This window comes from Vibrio sp. SCSIO 43140 (assembly GCF_023716585.1).
Taxonomy (GTDB): Bacteria; Pseudomonadota; Gammaproteobacteria; order Enterobacterales; family Vibrionaceae; genus Vibrio; species Vibrio maritimus_B.
Genome location: NZ_CP071851.1, coordinates 820,119 through 842,523, shown reverse-complemented (window position 1 = coordinate 842,523; position 22,405 = coordinate 820,119). Strand labels below are relative to the sequence as shown.

Below are 22,405 nucleotides of genomic sequence, written 5' to 3'. Positions count from 1 at the left end.
ATTAAACCTCAAGACCAACAAGATAAATAAATCGGGTTTATAAAGGCAATTTCTGACAGGCTTACTAGTAACCCCCAGCCACTTTAACTAGCTGCAAATCGAATAGAAGTAATAACTATAATGTCTGCTATTTTAGTTAGCTAGCGAGTGGCCTGCCACTTACGTTGAACGTTTCGCAAGTTCTTATCAGAGCCAAGCGAACTGAAAGGATTGATAAAGCGAGTCAACAATCGCCAGTAGAAGCCAAACGTATCACTACGTCGTCTTGGTATTAGATGCAAGTGCACATGAGGTATGTGCTGCCCTGAAAACTTTCCGTTGTTCACGAGCAAGTTGTAATCTTCAACCCCTTCCATACATAGAGGCAGTTGTTTCCCGAGTTCTTGAGCAAACTTGAACATTGCATTGTACTCGTCATCGGTTAAATGCTCTAAATGAGACTCATGAGTTTGGCTAATAATCAGTATGTGACCTTCGGTAATAGGGCAACGGTCAAGAACCGCTTTCAACGGTCCTTGCTTAGCAATTAATAGATGCTCCAACTTGTCGTCATTGATATCGCAAAAGATGCATGGTTTCATCGGATTTTAGCCTTTTCCCTAGTTGTAGTATTGGAACTCCTTGGTGTTGAGCACGTGTTCTCTCGATCTGCACCCACAGGCCCTATTGAACACCTTCATGCGTGAATTACGATCAATATTCAGTCTGGAAATATTCACTCAACAGCTTACAATGCACGCTTAAAATGCTAGCTAGAGTATACCACCAATGATCCCCGATTATACGTTCGACACCCTAAACACCATGCCACGTGAAGAGTTGGAAGAGTTTTCAGCACGCATGATTAGCCGCATGGTACCTGAAGACGTCATGAATGAGCTTTTCACATTCGACCAAGAGGAAGTCGATAATGAAGAGCGTATGATGGCGAGTCAGCTTGACGCTATTCTAAGAATGACAGCGATCGCTCTTAGCGAGATTCAACAAGCTTTTGATGATTCAGAAAACGCTAATCAAAACAGTGAACGAATGACGCGCTTGGTGCTATGGCACTTCTACGCAGTCTCTTTCAACCTAGAGAAAGCCATTCCATTGCAAACACATTGTAATCATGTAGAAGCTCTACTGGGTAACAGACCACAGGATGTTTTAGGCTGGGTCAAAGTACTCAATGACTTGCTACATACCTACGCTGGAATCAACGAAGACAAGTAGTTAGCATTCGCAGTCGGTAATATCATTCCCCCATCAACACATAATAGTAACCTTGGTTAGTCTATGATTATGAGACTAAAATCTTCGTTAGCTAATGAGCAAAGGGGGAGTGAATATGCCAGAGATCGATATACAACTTGAACGACCACGAGTTGAAATGCTCTTTAGTCGCTACCAAGAAATCATTGGTAATGACTATATGGGATATAGAAACCATGTCTATCGTACCATTACTTACGCTATGCACTTTCTGAACAACGCCGAAGAGTACGAGCAAATTGTTGAGACCGCATTTGTGTACCACGATATTGGTTTATGGACAGATCATGAACTTGCCTACCTTGAGCCCTCAGAAACCGTAGCCTTAGCGGATAACGAACAATATGAATGGGGGCTAGATCCCGAATTACTTAAGGGCGCCATCCATTGGCACCATAAGATCACGCCGTACACCGGTCCACATGCAAAGGTGATTGAAGCATGCAGAAAAGCGGACTGGATCGATGCTTCCAAAGGTATGGTGCGCAAAGGGCTGAGCAAGGAATCTATTGCCAAAGTAGAGGCTGCGTTTCCTAACCATGGATTTCATGACACCTTGCTTCGTTTGGCTAAAAACTATGGTGGTTCAACGCTCGTTGGTGGTATTAAGGTCGCCAAAGGCATTGTTAAGTGGTAGAGTTCAAAAAAGGTCGGGACATGCCGACCTTTGTCTCCAATATCTAATCTGTTAGCCAGTCCACGGCAGATTGATAATCACCAAATGATTCCATGTCCCCAGATATAAACCAACTCCCTACTTTGGCTGCAAGCTCTTGCCAATTCTTATCACCGTAGATTGCAATCTTGTCTATGCTAGTGCCGACCTTTAGACCGAGTTTGAAATCATCCCATGCTGCTCTCAGTTCCCAGCCTGTTAGCTCTGTGATATCTACCAGCATCTTAAAACTCCCAGACGATAAGCCGGATAAGCTCGACTCCAATACGGGAACAATGGTTTCATAATCACTATGTGTTAGCTTGCCTGAAGCTTTGAGCACCAAAACGGTTTCCGCATTAAGTCGCTCAATACCTATCGTGATACCGTGACGTTCTGTGTTCATAGCCAATCCCCTTTTCTGTACTTTCATTCTATAGCTTAGGATACATAAGCGCTCACTAATGCGACGGAATTAGCATTTGTAGTGTTTGATAAATGGAAAATTAAAGTGCTAATACGAGCAGGAGAATGCAGATACATCACTAGGTGAGATGTTGGATATGTGATAGTTGCATAAGAAAATCTCTAACAAGATCGCTACAATCTAGCTCCCCCGAAAAGATAATAAAATGGACCACGATGAAAGACCTTATTTATGAAACGCTTGTCAGCCTATCAAACCAAACCCCGGAGCAACATTCTAGAATTCGACAAAGTTTGTATGAGCAATTAGATTTGCCATTCGACAAGCAGTTGGATCTCTACGCTGCAGCATTAGGACCAGCGAGTTCAGGAAAACTCGATAGCGAGCAAGCGATGAACAGCGCAGTAGAAAGCGCGATTCGCTTGTTAGAGACACCAGAGCATTAAGCCCCTAAAAACAGCCCATTCCCCCTGGGCTGTTTCTCTTTAAGAGCACCCTCTTCACTTTTCGAAAGTCATCTCGGACAAATCCATCTCTTCAATTCCACATACTGCTTGTATGGTTGGATTATCACACATTCTACTCAGGTAGCGGGCTAAGTGCTCGAATGTCATCGGTGACTTTGGTACAGGCAATGACCATTCAGCAAGCATAAACAAGAAGTAGTCACAGGCCGACAGTTTGTCACCGAGTAAAAAATCGTTATGAGCGAGCTGCGCATCAATAATAGCGAGTGCTTCAGCAATGCGGTCATCTTGCGCGGCGAGAATATGAGGTATGGTTGACTCGTCATCAGTATGTCTATACGGATAATACTTCACCATCAACTCGGCTTGGAGCGTATTAGTCAAAAACGCAAGCCACTGAAAAAACAACGGGCGCTTTGAATCACCGATTTTCGGCATGAGGCCAGACCCAGGGTAAAGCTCACAGATATAGATGCATATTGCCGCACTTTCAAATATCGGCTGGTCATTGACAACCAACGTTGGAATGCGACCTGCTGGGTTCAATCGCAAATAGTCTGGAGACTTTTGAGAGTTAGATGCCTTATCGACCAGAATCAACTCATAGTCAGCACCAACGTGATGCAGTAGGAAGTGAGGGGCTAAGCTTGCGTTGTTTGGATAATAGTAAAGTTGGAACAAAGTATGACTCCATGTCGTGTGCCTCAAATTTTTATCATGCCTGCCTTAGCAAACCGTCACAACCTTTGATTTGTGTTTAAAAACGTTAGCTGCATACGAATTTACGAAATCAAAAGTCGCTTATTGATTTTATATAATCTTCCTACACAATAAATGGTTCCATCGTCGAACCAATAACTTTTCCAATATAGGGCGATAGCTCATCATAAGGCCCTTCCCTATTTTGATAAAATTGCACTGCTTTTGTTCATATCCCCCTAATATACGGCTAACCAAATCCTAATGCGGTACTTAAATTTGGAAACACGCACCTCATAAGATACCGCATTTAACTTTAAAATAGTCGTACACCCAATCATCACGTTCTTAGATAGACTGAAAGGTGGTATGCCATGAATTACAAAGCTCAACAACTTCTTAAACATCTATGCTCTCAATATGATCAGCTATCAAAAAAGTATCAGTCTGAGCCCTTCCCTGTTTTCGCAGCGACCTTTAAAAGCGAATACGGACACTGCTTAGTTCGTAGTATGGCCGGCAGTCAACGCTTTAGTATCGTGTCGATTAACTTTTGTCCTTCAGCAAGAAGCCAAGGCGTACTGACTAAATTTATCGAGTATATTGAGAACCACCCCTACCACTACCGTGGTGTAGAGGTCGCGATTATTGAAAATGCAGGGTTAGCAGCTCGCCTAAAGCGTTTGGGTTGGGGGTATAAGTCATTGTTCAGCAGAATATTTTTTTCAAAGAAACCAACGCTAGTCCATGACTTCTAGTTTCTGTCGAAATGACTGGCTATGGACGAATCGTTGATAGAAATGATTAAAAATCCACCCGCTTAGCCGGTGGTCATCCATATTCGCCTGTAAGGCTTTCATGTAAGTCCCTCTTTAAAAAGGCGCTCAGCAATGCCTACCACTTAAAGTTCGTAAATGAGCTCCGGACTAACAACTGCTCTCCAGTTTTATCCAGCCCTGGCTGGTGCTTAAAGAAGCCCTGAAACTTGCTGGTTCCCATACTTACACTTCAGTATGTAATACTAATAACCCTAGTGTAAATGCAAAAAGGTTGCTTCAAAGAATACTAGTAGCTATGTTGCCATCGATAGATTGTTTTCTTTGTGACCAACATCCGCTTGTTGGACTGAACCTTTCTGTATTTGCTTTCATTCTGCATAACTTGCTAACGATCGTTATAAAAATTAATTGTCATCAACTTACTATGTAAATCGGCATAGGTTTTGGTAGGAGGAGACCTCACGCCCTATGTTAAAAAACCAAAAGAAGTATAATAAAGGGACAATTAAGCCCCTATATTATTGATGTATAGTTTAGTAACAGCCTTGTCCTGCTTCACCTTTCAAAGTACCGTCTGGATTGTAAAACTTAACTTTACAATCATTGATATCTAAGATGATAAATCCTTTTTGTCCACTACCGTCTGCCTTACTTAAGTCAAATCTGACAGTTGGATTCCAACGATTAACAAAATCTTTTACCTCATTCAAATCTAATGGTGCTTTTTGTACTAAGCCGTCTTGTTTGTATACTCCAGTCACGATTATTTTAGATCCACCAGCATCTCCTTTAGTAGTGATTGTTAATGGTGGTGCCTCATCCTTCTTGGTTTCCAGATTTAGGACTTCGACACTTTTTGCGAATACGGCTGCTGAGGTAGCGAGTGCTACTGTTAGTACAATGAGCTTTTTCATTTTATATTTCCATTTATTTTGCAACCAGGCTAACTCATATAATGAGTCCCTCAGCTTTCCGTCCTTACCTCACGATAAGTTTGGCAATCTAATTAAGTGACTGAATACTCATAGACGATTAGAAAGAAGTTCTACAGCTAAAGTATTCAATAAACAATGGGAGCGCATCCCATTCACTATCTAAAATTAATTGAAAACCTGAAATATATAAGTGACTAGACTCACACAAAATTAATTATAAAGAACTAATAAAGCTACTATAAACAATCACTAAAAAACAACATATCTCAATTAGAAACTCACCCTGCGGTTAGCCTAAAAATCGATAAAAATGGTATCAAATCTATCTACCATCAACTTATGTAGTAATGCCACTTTTTATGACGAATGCGTTTCGCATGGTCTAAACGTAATACGGCTAGATTTCTTGAACGAAATCACAACTACCAGTGGTCATCGCAAATATAATACTTAACCACAATATATCTTGGTGCTCCTATTCGGATATGAAAATTGCAGATCTAAAACTTTTTAAAAAGGTGGTTGAGTTAGGTAGCTTTACCGCAGCAGCCAACGCGTTCGATCTTCCTAGGGCGAACGTTAGCAGACGTATTAATGAGCTTGAAAAAGTGGTTGGGGCCCAGCTGTTCCACAGAACAACGCGCAGCATATCATTGACAAACAGTGGCGAGGCCTATTATGAAGAAATCAACAAGGCAATCGAGCTGTTAGATCGCGCGCAGCAATCCGTTTCAAGCGCTAAGGATATGCTCAAGGGAAAAATCAAGCTTGGTGTATTGCCTGAAACCTATGACTTACTTCAGCCGATATTGTTCGAATTTCATGACAAATACCCTCAAATTGAGCTTGATATTCGCAGTATCAGCAATGGATTCAACGAGATTTTCCAGCAAGGTTTGGATATCGCAATTCACGGCGGCGCAATCTTTGATTCAGACATCGTTGCTCGTAAAGTCATTCAGTACCATAGAGCTTTAGTCGCCTCGCCAGATTACCTTGACCAGTTCGTTGAGCCGAAATCGTTATCGGACCTTCACAACCACAAATGTATCTGCTTTCGTTGGCCAAGTGGAGATGTGGACGTTCATTGGCACTTCGAATCAGGCACCGTATCGGTCAAACCAAATCTAATTGCAAACAGTATTGGTTTTATTAAAGGAGCAACTCTAAGAGGAAGAGGGATAAGCTTCCTCCCAACAATGATGATTCAAAATGAGCTTAAAGATGGCTCTTTGGTACCATTATTATCTCAAGAGACAGCAAAAACGGAAGATGGCTGGATACTCTACCCTCAACCTAAAACCTTGAACAAAGCCAGTAAGGCTCTTATCGAGCACCTTTCTTCTGAAATACCGCGCCTCAATCAATTGTCATAAATTTCGTGACAGTAAGTCTCATCAGAGGCAGCTTATTTGAACACCGTTCAATATTAAGATAGCTCCACTAGAAAATGGAGCTATCTATTATGAATAAGGTAAACACACTCACTCTTTGCATCGCAGTATCTGTCTCACTGTTTGGATGCAATCAATCTCAGGTACTAGAGCCGCCTGAAACAAAACAAACTGCATTACAAGTCATCAAGCTCAATAGCTTAGAAGATCAGTCGACTAAACACTTCAGCGGTGTCGTTCGCGCTCATGAGAATGCCAACCTAGCATTTAGAGTTCCCGGTACGTTAAGCGACGTTTACGTTCAACCCGGCGATAGCGTTAAAAAAGGTGATGTTATTGCTCGCTTAGACCCTCACGACTACCAATTGGCTCTCGAAGAGTTGCAAGCCAAGATGCTGGAAGCAAAGTCGGCTCACAAGCTCGCAAAAGCTGAACTGAAACGTGTTAAACAGGCAACAGATGACAATGCGATCGCAAGCGTTAATTTAGATCGAGCTACAAGTGGCTATGAGCGGAGCCTTTCGGCGGTAAAAGTCGTCGATAAAAACATCCAGAGAGCTAAGGACACGTTGAGTTATACATATCTTTTTGCACCCTTTGACGGTGTTATTGCTAGCGTAGATTTTGATGCTCATGAGCAAGTTCTCCCCGGTATCGCAGTTATGACCATGCAGGACAACTCTAAATTTGATGTGGAAATTGATGTTCCGGAGAATATGATTGATCAGTTCAGTATCAACGACTCAGGGTCCGTCAGTTGGTATCAATCTGACACGGCAATCAATGCTCATGTCACCGAGATAGCTCCCCTACCGCATCTCATCAAACAGACCTATACCGTCACTTACACCTTGGACAACGAACACCAACGCCTTTTCGCTGGCAAATCGGTTACGGTATCCTCCCCATCAGCTGTAGCTAAAAATGCATTCTGTGTTCCCTACTCTGCGTTAGTAGGCGAGAAAGAAAAAATGCATATCAACCTAGTTCGTGATCATAAAGTTATCTCTACGCCCGTTACTCTGAACTCTCTGGATGCTTATCAGGCCTGCATCTCAGGAAACGTTAAAGGCGACGACTACGTTGTCGTAAGCGGCTCTTTTTACCTAAAAGATGGTGATGTCGCAGACAGGCTCGTGATTAGAGAACTATAGGACTTAGAAAATGATTAAACTCGCCGAATTCGCCATTCGACAACGAACATTTCTGTTGTTCTTCGTTACGCTTAGTGTCATCGCAGGCATCTATTCCTATTTTGATCTTGGCAAACTAGAAGACCCAAGCTTTACCGTAAAAACAGCGGTAGTCGTTACCTTATATCCGGGTGCATCCGCCGAACAGGTCGAAAAACAAGTGACCGATACGGTTGAAACTAAACTTCAAGAAATGGGCGAACTCAATCGATTGCGATCCCTCTCACGCCCTGGAGTATCAATGGTATTCGTGGATCTCAAAGAGAGCCTGAACTCCAAAAACTTACCTCAGCAGTGGGACCTACTTCGTAGTAAGGTTCAAGATGTGAAACTGCAACTCCCTGCCACGGCTCAAATCAGCTTGGTGCAAGATGAATTTTCTGAAGTCTATGGCATGCTGTTTGCCGTTCATAGCGATGATGCAAAGCCGGAGGAACTCCGCCGATACTCAGAAGAGCTCCAACGTCGCTTAAAAACCGTTAAGGGTATTAAAAAGATCGAACTACACGGCGTACAACCGCGTGTTGTCTATATCGATCTTCCAGACGAGCGTCTTGCTCAGTACGGCTTGTCGGTTGCTCAAGTCTGGAATCAACTCAATAGCACCAACACCACCTTTGAAGCAGGTAAATTCGATGCTGGATCAGAGCGTATTCGAGTTCACCAAGGCAGTGAATTTCAATCTCTCGCGGATATTCGCAACCTCGTCATTAAAGGTGGAGTAAGTGAACTTGGCACTGGCCTTATTCGACTCGGTGATGTTGCCGATGTCACCATGGGTTATCAAACACCCGCATTAACAGAAAACCGCTACAACGGAGAAGCGTCTGTCACCTTGGCCGTAAGCCCTGTTCCGGGTATCAATGTTGTTTCACTAGGCGATACTATCCAAGAGATAATCAATGACTATCAAACAAGCTTACCACTTGGCGTAGAGATCTCGACGATAGCGTTTCAACCTGACGAAGTTCAGAAAGCCATCGACAATTTTGTCGGCAACCTTTTGGAAAGTGTTGCCATTGTATTTATCGTCTTATCAGTATTCATGAGTTTCAAGAGCGCAACTATTGTCGGCAGCAGTCTTCTTTTGACCATTCTGCTCACTCTTACCTACATGAACCTCTATGACATCGACTTGCACCGAGTCTCTTTGGGCACATTTATATTGGCTCTTGGAATGCTAGTAGACAACGCTATTGTTGTAACTGACATGATAATGGTAAAGATAACCAAAGGAGTAAAGCGAACACAAGCCGCTTTGGAATCTGTTAAAGAGGCCGCCTTTCCACTATTGGGAGCTACGGTAATCGCCATCATGGGTGCAAGCCCTGTATTATTCTCTAAGACGGACGCTGCGGAGTTCGCGGGCTCAATGTTTTATATCCTCGCATCCTCACTCTTACTATCGTGGCTAGTCGCAATGACCTTTACCACACTGATGTGCTGGTTGTTTATTAAACCCAACTTGGGAAATAGCAACGAAAAATTGGCTCGCTACAAACAATGCGTAAGCTGGACCGTTGATCATCCTAAAAAAGCACTGGCCGCTTTAATTCCACTCATTGTAACTACCACAATAGCGGCCCCATATATTGCGATTAACTTTTTACCGCAATCCGATCGTCCAATTGTGTTCTTTGACTATTGGTTGCCTAATGGTGCCAAAGTTGAGCAAACTTCAATGGACATGAAAAAAATGGAATCCTGGCTATTACAGCAACCTGAAGTAAACAGTATTGCGACAGCCATCGGTAGCAGCGTTCCTAGATTCTCAGTGACCGTCGAACCAGAGCCATTTGACCCAGCCTATGGTCAAATCCTGATCAACACCAAAGATTACCAATCCATATCCGCACTTGTTGCCCGTGGTGACGCTTGGGTACAAGAGCAGTTTCCTAATGCTGAGCCTCGTTTCCGTGCATTAAAGCTTGCAACAGCGGATAAATACGCAGTGGAAGCTCGCTTTTCTGGTCCAGACGAAGTCATACTGCATCAGCTAGCCAATCAGGCGAAAGCAATAATGGCTAAGCACCCGGACGCAAAATACGTACGCGATGACTGGCGCCAACAAAGTAAGGTGCTGACTGCGATTATTAACCAAGACAAAGCTCGCCGTGCAGGCATAAATCGCACAGATATCGCCTTCGCCATGAAGCGAGCATCCGATGGCATGCCGCTCGGTCAAATGAATCTCAATGATGAACTCATCGCCATTCAACTAAGAGGTTCTGAGCAGACAATGGCTTCCCTCGAGACTTTGCCCGTCAAATCCATTTTAGGTCTGCACAGCGTACCTCTGGGACAAGTAGTTGATGGATTCGAATTAACAAGCGAAGAAAGCATGATTTGGCGCCGAAACCGCGTTAAAACCATTACCGCACAAGCGGGTGTTGAGCGCTCCAGCACACCAGCAAGAGTGCGTAATGCGATTAAAGAACAAATTGAGGCTATTGATCTTCCGCCGGGTTATTCAATGGAATGGGGTGGCGAGTATTACGACGAACACAAAGCCGTGTCCGATATTTTAAAACAGCTACCCAAAGCCCTACTCATCATGGTGATTATCCTTGTGGCTATGTTTAATGGCTTTAAACAGCCGGTGATCATTCTTTCAACTATTCCATTAGCGGCTACAGGCGCAACCTTCGCCCTACTCGCTTTCGATAAGCCTTTTGGCTTCATGGCGCTGATTGGAGCTATAACGCTCATGGGTATGATTATCAAAAACGGTATCGTTCTCATGGATCAAATTGAGCTAGAAAGACAAAACGGCCTAGCACTTTCCGATGCCATTAAATCGGCAACGATCAACCGTACGATGGCAATCTCTATGGGTGCTCTCACCACAGCATTAGGGATGATTCCCTTGCTCAGTGACCTTTTGTTTGACCAAATGGCCGCGACGATTATCGGGGGACTGGCAGCAGCAACGGTGTTGTCGTTATTTGTCATGCCTGCTCTGTATCGATTGGCTTACAAAGAGACATCAACAACGGATAACTCATCGGTAACAGATACATTCACCGTTCAAGAACAAAAGGCATAAACCATGAACACGCATCACTCACGTAAATGCCTACTTAAGGCGTTAAAACTCGCTCCTTTAACTCTTGTCATTACATTGGCAGGCTGTGCGGTAGGCCCAGACTATACGGAGCCGACGACAACATTATCGAGCGCCTATCTGTATGCGAATAATGAGCATCAAGCGCAACGCGACTATTGGTGGACGAACTTCAATGACGCTTCGTTGAATCAAATGGTTGAAGATGTACAACGTCAAAATATCCCGCTAAAAATCGCCGCTGAGCGGATAAAAATGGCGAACAGTTATCAGTCGGTGGTGAGCTCTTTCAAAGTCCCGACTGTTAGTATCGGTGCGGGCTACTTTAATTATCAGTTAAGTAAGAACGACTCTTTATTGGGACCTGCATTAAACCCCATTGGGGATTCATTGCCAACCGGTACACCGCTAGACTCAGTTACCTTATTAGATAACCAACATGATGGTGTGTTCGCCGGAGCGAGCATAGCTTGGGAGATAGATCTGTTTGGTCGTATCGACAGACAATCAAACGCCGCCAAAATCCGGGTTGAGCAAGCTGAAATCTACCGTAGTGGCTTGAACACTTTGATTACAGCGGACTTAGTGCACAACTACCTCCAGTATCGTGGGGCTCAAGAAAGAATGGCACTAATTAAATCCAACTTAGCTGACCAAACAGAGACATTGGCATTAGTAAAAAAACTGGTGAAGAGTGGCTACGGCTCTGAACTTGATTTGGCTCAAGCCCAAACTATGCTGGCAGCAACAGAGTCGGTGATTCCACAGTTGGAAATCGCCCAACAAGTCCACAAACAGCGGATAGCGACTCTGTTGGGAGAGCCTCTAACTCAAATTGATATTCGTCTTTCCGAGGACGCTGAGCTACCTAACCTAGAGGGAATTATTCCAGTAGGATTGCCATCAGATTTGCTAAAACGTCGCCCTGACATACGTATCGCCGAACGTGAAATGGCGGCAATAAACGAGGAAGTGGCCGCAAGCATTGCCAATCGATATCCCAAATTTTTCCTAACCGGTACTCCGGGTGTTTCGGCGAGCAGTTTCGATGATTTATTTGATTCAGACTCTATCGGATGGGCGGCCGCAGCTGGCATCAGCTGGAACGTGTTTGACGGAGGCAGAGGCGAAGCACTAATCGAGCTAAACGAAGCGCGCTTCGATGCAGCAGCCCTTGGCTACGAGCACGCCGTTAACTCGGCGGTTACCGAGGTTGATTCCATGTTATTTGCCTACGGTCGAAGTCAACAAAATGAACAACGCATCCAAGAAGCTCTGGAAGCATCCGAAACGGCAGTAAGTAAGGCACGCTCCCTATATAAAGCTGGATTAATCAATCATCTAGAGTTGCTTGATGCACAGCGCCAGCAGCGCATCATGAAAGATAGGCTACTAGCCGCGAGACTGCAGACCGCTCAGGCGACCGTAGGTGTATTCAAGTCGTTAGGAGGAGATTGGGAGGTAACAAATGAGCAAAGTAACGTTGCAACAACTCCTATTTAGGACAAGTACGTTATATTTGTTCTGAATATTAAAAAGCCAGCTAATAAGTAGCTGGCTTCTCTAATCAATAACGTATCTAACACTATAAAATATAAGATTTGTCTCTCGTTTATTTTCGAGTTTTGGTTTGTGCTGAAATCTTAGTTTAAAGCCACATATTTACGTTGGGTCATACAGTTTCTAAGAACTAACTTATAGTTTTCCAGGTTCTGTTGATTCTGCGCACTCTCACCCCCTTTGCCAGCTAAGCGTCCGACTAAAAGTCCACCCGCGGCTCCTACTTTCGCAGCATCTGAGCCACTACCACCAGAAATAGCGCCTACCGCGGCACCCGCTGCGGCACCTTTTAATAGACCCTTCACCCCGCTTCCTTTAGATGATTGAACATCTTCATGAGTCTGATGCGCTAGGTTTTGACAGTGTGCTAGCTCTGATTCTGCAACGTCCTTGGTTACATTTTGGTAGTTAAAGATCAGTTTAGATTGAGGGTCAATAATATCTCCCCCTCTAACTTGCTCTTCTGCCATGGATAGGAAAGGAAACATCATCACTGTAACTGCAACACATAATTTTTTCATTTCTGTCTTCTGTACTTTTCAAACACACCGTAAATGTGCACCAAATCACGGAACATCCATACCGTAAATTTACTGAACTAGAAAAGATAGATGAAAAAATCCGGACATTTCGTCAATGATCGTGTTGATAGTTGCAATATATGACCCACATAGAGGTCACAAATTAAACCATAGCCTTAACCAAGTAATTCGGGTTGTTTTCGATTTAACTTCCGTTTGATTGCCATACTTACTTACTTGCCATTGTTCGATAAACTGTTGAGATGTCTTATTACCATTAAATAGAGCGAACTGTTTTCGCTGAACCTGTTTTTTTAGGTATAGCATTGTCTCTGCCTGAGCATGATCTCGTTTCATCACCGACAATAGAAACATCCAACCTATTGGTAGTGATCTCTGCTCCTCTAGCAACTGGTACTTTTTTACACCTCTAACAACAGTGAATAGTGTAAGACCACACATAGCCAACCCTATCAATATCGCTTTCCAATGAGCTTGTGCGAAAGTTAATAAGGTATGCTCTATATTGAGCGTTATGCCGTTTGCAGCGACGTTCTTAATCATCTGATCTCTAGGTGACCAAACTTGAAGCTGATAATTGGGTAGCTCAACACGACCAGCAGCATCGACTATGTACGTCACTTTATCCGTTCGACTTGCTGAGTATACGCCTCGGTTCTCCGAGTCCAAAAAAATGGGTGACTCGTGATAACTTTTCAGTCGTGGTTGCTTAATGTTAGTTAGCAGCTTGGGTATTAAAACCGATGTTGAATCTTGAATCGATACTGTGATCTGTCGCTCGATTGCATCCCCGACTTGCACATCTAAAGGCCCTATGTCTTGTATCTGCTTTGTAGTTCCACCAGCCGAAGTATGTGTCCATAACTGCTTAATACTTGGATTCTCGCCAACCACTGTGTTCATTGCTTGTTGATGGTCAGTCAATGAATCTACAGTAAATTCAAAGGACTCTGTTGAGAGTTGACCGGCAATCGTGTTTTGCTCATCACTCACCGCAAGCTCAATGACGATACTAGGGACAAAGTATCGGCCAGGCTCCAAAGGGTAAATCACCACCTCCCACAACTGTTTGGCGTACTTTCGGCCGTCGATACGCTCTATCGAATTTATTGCAAATGAAGAGCGCTGCAATACCAGAGCATTATTCACATCAAAGCGATGCACTCGTGTCCCTTGGGTAAACCAGGTATCTGTCATTACTTCAATATTTACAATAATTTGTTGATTTGGAAGAATCCTTGAAGGAGTAGCCAACGAAACGTTAACTTTTACGCGTTCTTGCTTCGATAGCTCTATAAGTCTCTCTTGTTGACCTAGTGCTGCATGAGCCACCGCTGTAGTAGTGATAGATAGCACTAAACAGAGCAGAGCGAATTTACTGAATAGCCTCATCGTTCACCTCCATTGTCGGACGATACAATGGTTAACGGAAAGTCACTTGGTTGAAACTCCTTGGTCGCCAAACCTTGCTCAGTTTGCAGATAAAACTTACGGCTCAAAAATGGCGCGAGATTATTCTCAACACGCTTCATCCATTTCTCATTCAAAGCTTCACTATTTAGAACATCTTGAGCAGACAGCCTTTCGACAATTATCTGCTCTTTTTGAACCATTTTTTCCTCGCCATCTGAGGTTTGAGGTTTATCCCCTAGCTCTCGACTTGCTTGTCGTTCGTGGCTTTTCGCTTGTCCCTCTTCAAAGGCGTTGGTGTACTCAATAATGTTAACAATTAAACTCAAATTGGTTTGAATGGTTTCGTGATTCGGATGTTGCTCCAGCATCGACTGATACCAATCCCTTGCCTTTAAGTACTCTTTTTGTCTCGCTAAACAGGCACCAACACCGAGCTGACCATCCAATGTATCAATTCGAAGATAATAGTGTTTTGCCAATTTATACTCGCCGGCTTGGTAGTATGACTCTGCCTTCCAGTGATAGTCCTCAAAAATTTCAGCAGCTTGGATGTAGTCTTGTTTTTCATAGAGATATTGACCTTGTTGATCTTTACTCATCCATACATCAATAAAACTAAAGTCACTCGCGTAAGTAGACGGCGCATGAAAAGTCGACAGAAGCACCACAATAGGCAGACACCATTGAACAACCCAACCTTTACGCGCCCAAAGCAAGTATATCGGCACCATCAACCAAATCAGCGCATAGCCAGAATCCAACCAAGGTTCCGAATCTTCTCCATTGAGCTGTGAACTCGCTGATACTTTGTCCACTAACGCCGCAATATCTGAATCATCAGATTCAAAACGTAGGTATTCACCACCCACGGCGCGAGCGAGTTGCTCAAGACTGTCTTCATCCATTGGCATCGCCACTCTCTCTTTGGGTGAACCCATACCCCAAACCAAGAGTTGGTGCCCAGACTCGTCAAAGTACAGCTGCCAACCATCTAACTGGTTCACATTGATCGCATCAGAAACAAGAAGGACCGTTGCTTTGCTAGCATGATTACGCAATAGAGTGTTCACAACCGAAAGAGAGTAGTGTTCAAACTTACCTTCTCTTGGCATCACATCAGTATCAATGGCATCCAGTAACGGTTTAAATACTGCTGTATCCTTCGTTAATGGCATCGCAAGGTGGGCACTACCCGAATACACGATCAAAGCTGTCAGGCCTGCATTTCGCTGCTCTATCAACTGATTAATTTTCTGTTTAGCTCGATACAAACGTGTAGGGGCAATATCACTTTGCAGCATCGACTCCGATACATCGAGGATCACCACTAAGGCTGAGTTATCCTCACTAATTGGCGACATTTGACGCTGCCAAGTTGGCCCAGCAGCCACCACTGCTGCCAAAGTACCAAGCACGGCAAGCAGAATAACTGGGGTATTCTGCCGCCAGCGCCCATGGCCTACTAACAAGGCTTTTCTGAGGTGAGGTGGCAACGCCTTTACCCTGCCGGACACCTTTTGTCCCTGCTTGAGTTTGTGCCCAATGAGTAAAAAAAAGGGAATTAACAACAGCAACCACTCTGGTCGCATAAAATGAAAATCGTCCATTACACGCTCGCTCCCAGTTTTGGCCCGCGACGTTTAAAGCTCATCAAAACAACGAAGCTGAGGTGAATCAGAAAAATGACAATCACCGGAACATAATGAAGTGACACACTTTGCTGATAGGTAAAGCTCTCGAAGAGTTTAGGTTCGAGCTCATCGAGTATCGCGTAGACATCACTCAATGATTCCGTAGACATCGCTAGGAATGCCTCACCCCCAGTAAGCTCCGCCACTTGGTTGATCACATTCATATCGATCGACTCTTCACCCGTTGATGCCAACGACCCCATTGCCACCATGTGAATTCGTATACCTTTTGCCGCGGCCACCTTCGCTGCATCTATGGGGGGAACTAGACTGTCCGTATCTTTTCCATCAGTCAGTACGATCATCACCTTTTCTTGACTTGAAGAATCCTTCTCTTCCTCCAAGAAAGTCTTGATACCCAGCCCGATAGCATCACCAAGACTCGTGCTTTCACCTGCCATAGCAACCTCAGTTTGATGTAAAAGCGCCAACCAAGCCACGTGATCCAATGTAAAAGGAGATTGAAGGAAAGCGGCGTCACCAAACAGAATAAGCCCCAGTCGATCACCTTCTCTCTTCTTGCTAAAAGACTTCAAAACTTGCTTGGCGCTCTCCAGACGTGTTCGCGGCTGCCCATACTTATCGGTGAAATCCTGTGTCGCCATTGACCCCGAGAGATCAACCACCACCATCAAATCGCGTCCCGAACGCTCGTATGTTTGTGGCTCTAACATCCATGCAGGTTTAGCCACAGCCAAGACTAACATCAGCCAGCCAAGGGCAATAATGGCCTTTTGTGGACGCTCTGCCCTAACCCTCTGTGAACCACTCTGACGTTTAATATCTAGGCTTTTAACCAATACGTTGAAAAAGGGGACCTTAATTGCCTGCTGTCGTGACAAGTAGCTAGGTACTAAGCGGTAAACCAATAGCGGTAATGGCAATAGCAACAGAGCCTCTGACACCTCAAAAGTGATCATTGATACTCCTTACTGTGGTGAACTACCCAGTAGTGCATAGCCTCAAATAATTCATCCATCATGGTAGAGTCCCACACACCTTCGGTGGGTGCATATAAACTCACCTGCCACTTTTCAAAGAGCGGTTGTCTGAAATCGAAGCCGCTGCAGGTGTTGGAAAGTACATCTAACCATTCAGCACCATAAATACCTGCTAGATCTTGATTGGGGTAAGCCTGCATCGCAGCATGCTTTGTAATTTGGTTAAGTTGATAGAGCATGATTTTAGGCTCGTTGACGAGTAGGGAGTCAAACATAAGCTGCTCAACTCTCTTTTTTGCTTTTCGTCGATAAGCCTGTCGCTTAAAATCACGCCATTTACGAAAAAGCCAGATTGCACACACCACGCACGACAATACCGCTAGACATTTCCACCCTGTAGTTTGAGGCAGATAAGAGATAGCACTTGGGGACAATGGGTCAATAAGGTCTACTAACAAGATGTTATTAGCCATAGCGATTACCCATCAATTGTTGGACAAACTCTTTGTGATGACTCCCTGTCGTAGAGAGTTCAATCATAGGAAAGCCATTCGCGGCGAACAGTGCACCCAAGCGTGCGGATTTTTGGTTATGTTCTTGGTTGTAACGAACCAGTTGCTCGGTATAGTCACGCCCCATCTGTACTTGATGCTCACCGTCACTCATCAACAAAGACTCAGTGGGCCGAAGCTCCACCTCTAAAGGGTCTCGAATAGCAATACCCATTACATCATTGTGTTGCTTCAGCCATTGCAGTTGCTTAATTGCACTCTCTTGGAGATTGTAAAAGTCACTGAGTACAATGATCAGCGCACCTTTAGGTTTAATAATGGCAATAGACTTTAATGCGTTTTCTAACCGAGACCCAGAGGGTGCAATGACAGGTTTTTCTGATGACAATGACTGGTTCAACTGCACAATCTTGCCTAAAACGTGATAGATGTGCTCTCGACTTCGTCTAGGAGGAACCATTTCGATAGACTCATCACTCACTAGCACCGACCCCAGTCTGTCACCACTCTGTACACAACTGAATGCGCAAGCTGCCGCAACCTCCGCGCTTACGACGGACTTCATCGTATCTACCGAAGAAAAGAACATATTCGATCCTTGGTCTACCACTAGATAAACTGGCCGATCTTTCTCTTCTGAGAACACTCTTACGTAGGGCTCTCCAGTGCGCAGGGTCACTGCCCAATCAATATTGCGAGTATCATCTCCCGATTGATAGTGGCGAAACTCCTCAAAACTTAGACCACGTCCTCTGAAACTAGAAAAATGTCGACCTACCAAACGCGAGCCAAACTGTGTACTCGGTGGCAAAACAAGCTGACGGGCAAGCTGTTCTGTCTTTAGTAGTGTCCGTAAATCACAATAGATCCTTGAGTCCAAGTGTTGTTTCAACATTCAGCCCCCTATGCTATCGGAACCACTTTAAGCAACTCGTCGACAACGTCCGATTTCGATACGCCCGAAGACAAGGCCTCAAAACTCAAAGTGATACGATGACCAAGCACAGAGTGCGCGACACTACGAACGTCGTCCGGCGTGACATAGTCACGCCCATGCAGCCAAGCATGAGCTCGGCTGCAACTATCCAAAGCAATAGAGGCTCGCGGACTGACTCCAACTAATAGCCATTGCTCCAGAACGCTATGAGGAAATAACTCAGGTTGTCTCGTTGCCGTCACTAACGAAGCGATATAGGTGTCAATCGCTTCAGAGCAATAGATACAAGCTACCTGCTCCTTAGCTTGACGAATATCGTCAACGCTGACACTGTCGTTACTCTTTGCAACTTCTTGATGCGACTCTTTACCCAAAGCTTCACGACGGACTAAGCGGATAATGTCCACCTCCGCTTCTAGCGTTGGGTAATGCACATCCACTTTCATCAAGAATCTATCCATCTGTGCTTCAGGTAATGGATATGTTCCCTCTTGCTCAATTGGGTTCTGCGTTGCCAGCACCATGAAGGGCTCTGGTAGTGGCAGCGTATGTCCATTGGTCGTTACGGTGCCTTCTGCCATCGCCTCGAGCAATGCTGCCTGTACTTTCGCTGGTGCACGGTTGACTTCATCCGCTAGCAATACTGAACTAAAAATAGGACCGGGCTGGAAATTTAGTGAACCAGAATCTTTGTCATAGACATTTGCTCCCGTCACATCCGATGGAAGAAGATCAGGTGTAAACTGCACGCGCTTGAAATCAATATCCAGTGCAGATGCCAGTGCTTTCACTGAGCGTGTTTTAGCGGTACCTGGCAACCCTTCAAGCAGTACATGACCACCGGTTAACAACGCAATCACCAATGATTGCGTAAGCTGCTCTTGCCCAACAACGTTCTGATTTACCGTTGAAATTAGGCCTAACACGGATGCCTGGCTTCTATTCTCAGTCATAAGGCTACCTTTGATATAAGGAAATGAGTTCTTGGACAACATAATCGGGGGCTATCATTTCAAGTTCTGCCATGCAATCTGACGCATCTTCATTTATGGCCAACATACTTTCACACTGGGCATATAAGTGGGTCGGGTCTTGAGAGCCTTCATAAGCAACCCTAAACAGCCCAACAGCATGTTGAGGTTCATTTTCTCGAATTGTCGCAGCCAACGCATACGCATACGTCGAGTTGTTCGGAGCTAGAAGATAGGCCTTTTCAAAGTAGTTCAGGGCGCTGTCGTGAAATCCTAGTGCATAGTCCAGCTTTGCAGCCTCATAAAATAAGCTCGCTTGAGGGGAGCTTTCTAACATGGCTTGTTTCAATGTTTCTCTAGCAACCAAGCCACCTTGAGTTTCTAGCTGGACTTTTGACAACCCAATAGCAATACGCACATCATCGGAAGTATGACTCAACTCGATAAGGCGCGCTTCCGCCGCATCTGAGCGTCCTGTCACCTGCTCAATCCACGCACGTTCTAACTCTGTGTCTATGTCATTCGGAAGTTTTTTTTCTAGGCTTTCTAGAGACTGTTGAAGAGATAATTGCATCGATTTATCAAATGCGTTCCAGTGCGGCAAAAGTGCGTAGATTGCCGCTCTCTGCACAGACATATCTCCATCGACAGTCAAGGGGTACATCAAATCCCACTTGCCAATAACAGACCAATGAGCTGCTCCATCAATCGAGGCTAAACGCATTGACGCAGCTTGATCACGTGAAGCGCGACTGATAGCGATTAAGGCATTTGCTCCATTAAAACCGCGCAATGCTCGTGTGGCATCAACACGCAGCGCCATCGGTTGACTAAGATCTTGTGACAACGCGGCTAGATCAGCTTCACGTGAACCCTGGACTTCGGCCGCCAACAAGAAGTTTGAGAAACCCAGTGTTAGTAAGATAATTATGACAACTCTTAACATGCAAACCTCTACCTACGAGCCCGTCTTTTCATTACTTGTCTGCTCTGCATTATCATCGGATTGAGCGTCTAGCAGAGCCGCCGAGCTAACTAAGTAGCCGTGCATCAGATAGATCTCTTGAGTAGGCGCAAGGCCTTGCTTCACTAGCCATTGATTCAATGCAGCATGCACTTTGGCAACTGGAACATCTGTTGATTGCGTGAGATAGCCCAACTGCTTGAGCTCGTTTACCATCTGTTGATACGCCATTGGCGGGAGCATTAAGTCTTTAAATTCAGACTTCCAAACCATCGCTAGCGAATCATGCGATGCCTTAGCGCGCTGGTATTGTGCTTTTTGAACATCCAGTTCCGAGCCGCAGAGCTCGTTATTAGGATCTTGCTGACAGAGATTAAAGAGAATGGCGTAATCAGTGTAGGTGTCAGACTTATGGGCAAATGCATTATCGATGAATCGACCGATAACCTGCTCATCAAACAGTTCTTTATGACTAGCTTCCGTCATAGATTGTGTATCACTATCGGCTGCGAGTGCCGATACACTCACAGAGCCTAGAATGAGTAGGTGCGCTATGCATTTGAAAGAAATGCACTTGTAAGTCTTTATTATTGATTCAATTTGTTTAATAGGTAGTTTCATGTGTTTGCCCCTATTTAAACTGATATTTCATAGCTTGAGCGTTGACGCCCTTATACACTGGGTACCCCATGGTAGAGACCACCATCGAAATATAAGGATCAATGTGCGTGAAAAACTGCTTCCAGCCAGCGCATAGATAATTCAGACCCGCTTCCCCAGACAGCGTTTTTGTAAATCGGTTTTTAGGGCACTCACCAAAGCAAGCAAATTGATAATCGCATTCACGACATTGCCTTGGCAGGGTTGCCTCTTTCGCTCTGCCAAACACCTCTTGACCTTTAGAAAACTGCATATCCTCTAGATCTGCGTCATGGATAGTTCCCAGCTTGTATTCTGGATAAACGTAATGATCACAAGCAAATACGTCACCGTTATGCTCAATTGCTAAGCCTTTTCCGCACATAGGAGCAAGAGTGCAGAGTGGGTTGACGCGTCCCATCCATGTTTCCACGCAGGCTTCAAAATAGGGAACATTGACCTTGCCAATATCGTTCTCGATCCACTCGTCAAATATGGTGCATAAGAAGTTGCCCCATTGAGTCGGCGAAACACACCAAGCTTCCACAATGGAATTTGGGTGGCTCGGCTCGGCTTCAGGCATACCTTGGAAAAGAATCTCATCCTCTTTCCAGTGTTGAGGAGCTGTATCACGGAAAGACTTATGTTCCACAATAGGAATGAATTGCATCTGCGGGGAGCGAACCACATCACGCAAGAAGCGATAAACATCCAGTGGGTTTGACCCTGAAAGGTTGTTTACACACGTCAGCGTCGCAAAATTGACCTTGTGCTTGTGTAAAACCTCCACTCCTCTCATGGTTTGTTTGAAGGTGCCACGACCTGCCCGGTTGGTGCGGTAGGCATTGTGGATCATCTCAGGCCCGTCAATACTCAACCCAACTAAAAAGTTGTTCTTTTTGAGAAATTTGCCCCACTCATCGTTAAGCAGAGTGCCATTGGTTTGCAGGTTGTTCTCAATAGTGACGCCTTTGGGACAATATTTCTTTTGCAAACGCACTACATCACGGAAGTAGTTCACACCCAGCAATGTGGGTTCACCACCTTGCCAGTGAAAGACGATCTCAGGGTGATTCTGTTGTTCGATGTAAGATTTAATGTAGGTTTCTAACATCTCGTCGGACATACGACTGCCACATCCTGTTTCGTGGCCTAGAAGCTCTTCCTTGCTTAAGTAGTAACAATAAGTGCACTCGATATTACACGCAGAACCAATCGGCTTTGTCATAATATTCATGCGCTTAGAGGGCATATTGGGCTGATAACTACTTAGCTGGATACTCATTGGGGCTCCCCTTCATGATTTGTATCCATAGTATGAAGAGAGCGACTTTGAGTAATCAGTATAAATACTGCTTATTTGCGCGA

Annotated in this window: 22 protein-coding genes and 1 riboswitch; of the genes, 8 read left to right on the top strand and 14 right to left on the bottom strand. The window is 44.6% G+C overall.

The window, feature by feature from the left end; translation table 11 throughout:
• Positions 1 to 140: 140 nt before the first annotated feature.
• On the bottom strand, positions 141 to 581 hold the full coding sequence (locus tag J4N45_RS22265) for an HIT family protein (RefSeq protein ID WP_252017088.1): 441 nt from the start codon (positions 579 to 581) through the stop codon (positions 141 to 143).
• Between the two features lie 187 nt (positions 582 to 768).
• On the opposite strand from J4N45_RS22265, the gene J4N45_RS22260 reads away from it, so the two are divergent.
• Positions 769 to 1,215: an exoribonuclease R gene (locus J4N45_RS22260; protein ID WP_252017086.1), complete on the top strand. Its 447-nt coding sequence runs from the start codon at positions 769 to 771 to the stop codon at positions 1,213 to 1,215.
• Positions 1,216 to 1,330: 115 nt separating this feature from the next.
• Complete coding sequence (locus tag J4N45_RS22255) at positions 1,331 to 1,891, top strand: phosphohydrolase (protein ID WP_252017085.1); 561 nt, start codon at positions 1,331 to 1,333, stop codon at positions 1,889 to 1,891.
• A gap of 43 nt (positions 1,892 to 1,934) precedes the next feature.
• Here J4N45_RS22255 and J4N45_RS22250 read toward each other — a convergent pair whose 3' ends face one another.
• Positions 1,935 to 2,315 carry a SpoIIAA family protein gene (locus tag J4N45_RS22250; RefSeq protein ID WP_252017083.1) on the bottom strand — a complete coding sequence of 127 codons (381 nt, stop codon included), beginning with the start codon at positions 2,313 to 2,315 and terminating at the stop codon, positions 1,935 to 1,937.
• 236 nt (positions 2,316 to 2,551) lie between these two features.
• On the opposite strand from J4N45_RS22250, the gene J4N45_RS22245 reads away from it, so the two are divergent.
• Entirely contained in the window at positions 2,552 to 2,782 is a 231-nt protein-coding gene (locus J4N45_RS22245; protein WP_252017081.1) for a PAS factor family protein, read from the top strand.
• 54 nt (positions 2,783 to 2,836) lie between these two features.
• Here J4N45_RS22245 and J4N45_RS22240 read toward each other — a convergent pair whose 3' ends face one another.
• Positions 2,837 to 3,484 carry a glutathione S-transferase family protein gene (locus J4N45_RS22240; protein WP_252017079.1) on the bottom strand — a complete coding sequence of 216 codons (648 nt, stop codon included), beginning with the start codon at positions 3,482 to 3,484 and terminating at the stop codon, positions 2,837 to 2,839.
• 392 nt (positions 3,485 to 3,876) lie between these two features.
• Between J4N45_RS22240 and J4N45_RS22235 the strand changes: the two genes are divergently transcribed.
• Complete coding sequence (locus J4N45_RS22235; protein ID WP_252017077.1) at positions 3,877 to 4,260, top strand: hypothetical protein; 384 nt, start codon at positions 3,877 to 3,879, stop codon at positions 4,258 to 4,260.
• 554 nt (positions 4,261 to 4,814) lie between these two features.
• Here the strand turns inward: J4N45_RS22235 and J4N45_RS22230 are convergent.
• The gene (locus J4N45_RS22230) at positions 4,815 to 5,195 is read right to left on the bottom strand and encodes a hypothetical protein (protein WP_252017075.1); all 381 of its coding nucleotides are present in this window, start codon (positions 5,193 to 5,195) and stop codon (positions 4,815 to 4,817) included.
• Positions 5,196 to 5,211: 16 nt separating this feature from the next.
• Positions 5,212 to 5,290: riboswitch (cyclic di-GMP riboswitch) on the bottom strand.
• A 411-nt stretch (positions 5,291 to 5,701) separates the two neighbouring features.
• Here J4N45_RS22230 and J4N45_RS22225 point away from each other — a divergent pair.
• The 4 genes from J4N45_RS22225 (at position 5,702) to J4N45_RS22210 (ending at position 12,370) form a co-directional block, all read left to right on the top strand.
• Entirely contained in the window at positions 5,702 to 6,592 is an 891-nt protein-coding gene (locus J4N45_RS22225) for a LysR family transcriptional regulator (RefSeq protein ID WP_252017073.1), read from the top strand.
• Between the two features lie 89 nt (positions 6,593 to 6,681).
• Positions 6,682 to 7,764 carry an efflux RND transporter periplasmic adaptor subunit gene (locus J4N45_RS22220; RefSeq protein ID WP_252017071.1) on the top strand — a complete coding sequence of 361 codons (1,083 nt, stop codon included), beginning with the start codon at positions 6,682 to 6,684 and terminating at the stop codon, positions 7,762 to 7,764.
• Positions 7,765 to 7,774: 10 nt separating this feature from the next.
• Complete coding sequence (locus J4N45_RS22215; protein ID WP_252017069.1) at positions 7,775 to 10,849, top strand: efflux RND transporter permease subunit; 3,075 nt, start codon at positions 7,775 to 7,777, stop codon at positions 10,847 to 10,849.
• A gap of 3 nt (positions 10,850 to 10,852) precedes the next feature.
• Entirely contained in the window at positions 10,853 to 12,370 is a 1,518-nt protein-coding gene (locus J4N45_RS22210) for an efflux transporter outer membrane subunit (protein WP_252017067.1), read from the top strand.
• Positions 12,371 to 12,510: 140 nt separating this feature from the next.
• Here J4N45_RS22210 and J4N45_RS22205 read toward each other — a convergent pair whose 3' ends face one another.
• From J4N45_RS22205 to J4N45_RS22160, 10 genes are all read right to left on the bottom strand, one after another.
• Positions 12,511 to 12,948, bottom strand: a complete 438-nt coding sequence (locus J4N45_RS22205) for a glycine zipper family protein (protein WP_252017065.1) — start codon at positions 12,946 to 12,948, stop codon at positions 12,511 to 12,513.
• A 156-nt stretch (positions 12,949 to 13,104) separates the two neighbouring features.
• Positions 13,105 to 14,361 carry a hypothetical protein gene (locus tag J4N45_RS22200; RefSeq protein WP_252017063.1) on the bottom strand — a complete coding sequence of 419 codons (1,257 nt, stop codon included), beginning with the start codon at positions 14,359 to 14,361 and terminating at the stop codon, positions 13,105 to 13,107.
• Complete coding sequence (locus J4N45_RS22195) at positions 14,358 to 15,989, bottom strand: vWA domain-containing protein (protein ID WP_252017061.1); 1,632 nt, start codon at positions 15,987 to 15,989, stop codon at positions 14,358 to 14,360. The genes J4N45_RS22200 and J4N45_RS22195 overlap by 4 nt, the downstream gene beginning before the upstream one ends.
• Complete coding sequence (locus J4N45_RS22190) at positions 15,989 to 16,993, bottom strand: VWA domain-containing protein (RefSeq protein ID WP_252017059.1); 1,005 nt, start codon at positions 16,991 to 16,993, stop codon at positions 15,989 to 15,991. Before J4N45_RS22190 ends, J4N45_RS22195 begins: the two co-directional genes overlap by 1 nt.
• A complete protein-coding gene (locus J4N45_RS22185) occupies positions 16,990 to 17,487 on the bottom strand; it encodes a DUF4381 domain-containing protein (protein ID WP_252017058.1) in 498 nt (165 codons plus the stop codon). The genes J4N45_RS22190 and J4N45_RS22185 overlap by 4 nt, the downstream gene beginning before the upstream one ends.
• Positions 17,480 to 18,421 (bottom strand): DUF58 domain-containing protein, encoded by a 942-nt coding sequence (locus J4N45_RS22180; RefSeq protein ID WP_252017056.1) that lies wholly within the window; start codon positions 18,419 to 18,421, stop codon positions 17,480 to 17,482. The genes J4N45_RS22185 and J4N45_RS22180 overlap by 8 nt, the downstream gene beginning before the upstream one ends.
• A gap of 8 nt (positions 18,422 to 18,429) precedes the next feature.
• On the bottom strand, positions 18,430 to 19,416 hold the full coding sequence (locus J4N45_RS22175; protein WP_252017054.1) for an AAA family ATPase: 987 nt from the start codon (positions 19,414 to 19,416) through the stop codon (positions 18,430 to 18,432).
• Between the two features lie 4 nt (positions 19,417 to 19,420).
• A complete protein-coding gene (locus J4N45_RS22170; protein WP_252017053.1) occupies positions 19,421 to 20,380 on the bottom strand; it encodes a tetratricopeptide repeat protein in 960 nt (319 codons plus the stop codon).
• A 12-nt stretch (positions 20,381 to 20,392) separates the two neighbouring features.
• The gene (locus tag J4N45_RS22165; RefSeq protein ID WP_252017051.1) at positions 20,393 to 21,019 is read right to left on the bottom strand and encodes a hypothetical protein; all 627 of its coding nucleotides are present in this window, start codon (positions 21,017 to 21,019) and stop codon (positions 20,393 to 20,395) included.
• Between the two features lie 10 nt (positions 21,020 to 21,029).
• Entirely contained in the window at positions 21,030 to 22,322 is a 1,293-nt protein-coding gene (locus J4N45_RS22160; protein ID WP_252017049.1) for an anaerobic sulfatase maturase, read from the bottom strand.
• Positions 22,323 to 22,405 lie beyond the last annotated feature (83 nt).